General features: G+C 70.1%; 3 protein-coding genes and 1 pseudogene. 2 read left to right on the plus strand and 2 right to left on the minus strand.

Going from position 1 to position 3,369, the window contains the following annotated elements:
• Nucleotides 1-341, plus strand: a pseudogene (locus ACXAID_RS27540) (serine/threonine protein kinase); the annotation flags it as partial.
• Nucleotides 338-2,218: a Stk1 family PASTA domain-containing Ser/Thr kinase gene (gene pknB, locus ACXAID_RS27545; protein ID WP_475025345.1), complete on the plus strand. Its 1,881-nt coding sequence runs from the start codon at nt 338-340 to the stop codon at nt 2,216-2,218. The pseudogene ACXAID_RS27540 and the gene pknB, both read left to right, overlap by 4 nt.
• Here pknB and ACXAID_RS27550 read toward each other — a convergent pair.
• Both ACXAID_RS27550 and ACXAID_RS27555 read right to left on the minus strand, forming a co-directional pair.
• Nucleotides 2,196-2,870: an aminodeoxychorismate/anthranilate synthase component II gene (locus ACXAID_RS27550; protein WP_475025346.1), complete on the minus strand. Its 675-nt coding sequence runs from the start codon at nt 2,868-2,870 to the stop codon at nt 2,196-2,198. The two genes, pknB and ACXAID_RS27550, sit on opposite strands and share 23 nt — an antisense overlap.
• A 30-nt stretch (nt 2,871-2,900) precedes the next feature.
• The coding region (locus ACXAID_RS27555; RefSeq protein ID WP_475025347.1) for a DUF881 domain-containing protein at nt 2,901-3,369 on the minus strand (469 nt) is incomplete at its 5' end.

Genomic DNA, 3,369 nt, shown 5'->3' on the forward strand with positions numbered 1-3,369 from the left:
GCCCGGCACCGGTCAACCGCACCCGCACCACCGGCAGCCACCACCGCTCCGCGCCACCACCGCGGCGCACCTTTTCCTCGGGGCAGCGGGCGCTGCTGTGGGCGGCCGGCGTGCTCGGGGCGCTGGCGATCGTCATCGCCATTCTGATCGTGCTCAACGCCCAGGATCGCCGCGACCAGGCCCCGCCCCAGAACCAGAGCACCCAGACGCTGCCGGCGGAGTCCCCCGCGGCGGCGCCGCCGCCGCGGGGTGCGGACGAACCTCAGGAATACTGGTTAGCAGGACCCGTTGACGACGTCGGTTCCCCGACGCGGGACGGGTCAGAACAGATGTTGCGATGACGACCCCACAACACCTTTCCGACCGCTACGAGCTCGGCGAGATCCTGGGCTTCGGCGGAATGTCGGAAGTCCACCTGGCACGCGACCTGCGGTTGCACCGCGACGTCGCGATCAAGGTGCTGCGCGCCGATCTGGCCCGCGACCCGAGTTTCTATCTGCGGTTCCGCCGGGAAGCCCAGAACGCGGCGGCGCTGAACCATCCCGCCATCGTCGCGGTGTACGACACCGGGGAGGCCGAGACGCCGACCGGGCCGCTGCCCTACATCGTGATGGAGTACGTCGACGGGGTGACGCTGCGCGACATCGTGCACACCGAGGGCCCGATGCCCAGCCAGCGCGCCATCGAGGTGATCGCCGACGCCTGCCAGGCACTGAACTTCAGCCACCAGCACGGCATCATCCACCGCGACGTCAAGCCGGCCAACATCATGATCAGCAAGTCCGGTGCGGTGAAGGTGATGGACTTCGGCATCGCCCGGGCGCTGGCCGATGCCGGCAACCCGGTCACCCAGACCGCCGCGGTGATCGGCACCGCGCAGTACCTCTCCCCGGAACAGGCCCGCGGCAACAAGGTGGACGCCCGCTCCGACGTGTACTCGCTGGGGTGTGTGCTCTACGAGATCCTCACCGGTGAGCCGCCTTTCGTCGGTGACTCCCCGGTCGCGGTCGCCTACCAGCATGTCCGGGAGGACCCGGTCCCGCCGTCGGAGAAGAACCCCGCCATCTCCCCGGACCTCGACGCGGTGGTGCTCAAGGCGCTGGCCAAGAACCCCGACAACCGCTACCAGACCGCCGCCGAGATGCGCACGGACCTGGTCAAGGTGCACAGCGGGGAGACCCCGGACGCGCCGAAGATCTTCACCGACGCCGAGCGGACCTCGATGCTCTCGGCGATGCCCTCCTCGGATCGCACCGAGCCGATCGACCCGGTCGGCGGAGCGCATCAGGCCCGCTACGAGGAGCAGCCGCGCACCGGGTCGGTGGCCCGCTGGCTGGTGGCCGTGGCGGTGCTGGCGGTGCTGACCGTGGTGGTCACCGTCGCGATCAACATGGTCGGCGGCGGGCCCCGCGACGTGCAGGTGCCCGATGTCAGCGGCCAGGTCTCCGCCGACGCCATCGCCGAGCTGCAGAACCGCGGCTTCTCCATCCGCACCCAGCAGCAGCCCGACTCCGATGTGCCCCCCGACCATGTCATCAGCACCGACCCCGAGGCCGCCAGCGCCGTGGCCGCCGGTGACGAGATCACGGTCAACGTCTCCACCGGACCTGAGCAGCGCGAGGTGCCCGACGTCTCCGGCCTGACCTACGGGCAGGCGGTCGAAGAACTCACCGACGCCGGCTTCGAACGGTTCCGGCAGACGACGTCGGAGTCCACACCCGAGCAGAAGGACCGGGTGCTCTCCACCCTGCCGCCGGCCAACCAGACCTCGGCGATCACCAACGAGATCACCATCGTGGTGGGTCGCGGCCCGGCCACCGCGATGGTGCCCGACTGCGTCGGGCAGACTCAGCAGACCTGCCAGGAGGTCCTGACCGCCTCGGGGTTCCTCAACACGGTGCCGGTGCAGGTCGACAGCACCAACTCGGCGGGCCTGGTGGTCGGCTTGGAACCTACGTCCGGACAGACCGTTCCCCAGGACACCGTCATCCAGATCCAGGTGTCGCGGGGCAATCAGTTCGTGATGCCGGATCTGTCCGGGATGTTCTGGACCGACGCCGAGCCGCGGCTGCGCGCACTGGGCTGGACGGGAATCCTCGACAAGGGCGCAGACGTGCAGAACAGCGGTGAGCGCACCAACGCGGTGGTGAACCAGAACCCGGCACCGGGCACCGGGGTGAACTACGGCTCGACGATCACGCTGAACTTCGCGTCGTAGCCGCCGCCACCGCTCCGGCGACCTCGTCCTCCAGCCGGCGGACCAGCCCCTCGGTGGGCCGGCTCCCGCAGAACCCCAGCCAGTTGGCCAGCATCCGGTGCCCGCCCTGGGTGAGGATCGACTCCGGGTGGAACTGCACACCGTGGATCGGCAGTTCGACGTGCTGCACGCCCATGATCACCCCACCGTCCGTGTTGGCGGTGACCTCGAGTTCGGCCGGCACCGTGTCGGGCAGGATGGTCAGCGAGTGATAGCGCGTGGCGATGAACGGATCCGGCAGGCCCTTGAGCACGCCGCGGTCGGTGTGGTGCACGGTGCTGGTCTTGCCGTGCAGCAGCTCGGGGGCGCGGTCCACCGTGCCGCCGAAGGCCACGCCGATCGCCTGATGGCCCAGGCACACACCCAGCAGCGGGGTGCGCGCGGCCGCACAGGCGTGGACGAGCGGAATGGAGGCACCGGCGCGCTCCGGGGTGCCCGGTCCGGGACTGAGCAGGACCCCGTCGAATTCGGTGACCGCGGCGGCCACGTCGGCCGCGGTCGCCAGGCGGTCGTCGTCGTTGCGCCACACCTGCACGTCCACCCCGAGCTGACCCAGGTACTGGACCAGGTTGAACACGAAGCTGTCGTAGTTGTCGACGACCAAGACCTGCATCGGCACAGGTTACCGTCCACACCGGCGGACTCAGTAGCCGAGCGGACCCATCGGCCGGGCGTACTCCATCCGGACGGGTTCGGTGTGGCCGACCAGTTCGACATCACCGGCTTCCTCGGTGTAGCCGAGCCCGAACCGGGCCGCGTACCGCTTGTACAGCGTCACCATCGGCGCCGCCGCCAGCGCCTCCTGCATGGCCGCGGCGTCACCGATCGCGGTGATCACGTAGGGCGGGCTGTAGGTGCGGCCGTTGAGCAGCAGCGTGTTGCCCACGCAGCGCGGCGCCGAGGTCGCGATGATCCGTTGGTCCTGCACCTGAATGCCCTCGGCGCCGGCGTTCCACATCGCGTTGAGCACCGCTTCGATGTCCTGCTGGTGCACCACCAGATCGTCGGGGGAGGCGTCGCGCGGAAAGCGGCCCTCGGCGTCGCGCTGCGCATCGGAGAGCGTCACCACCAGGCCCGGGCCGCGCAGCGGGGTCAGCCCGGCGGCCGCGGCC

The sequence above is a fragment of the Mycobacterium sp. ABE4_509 genome (assembly GCF_056160785.1).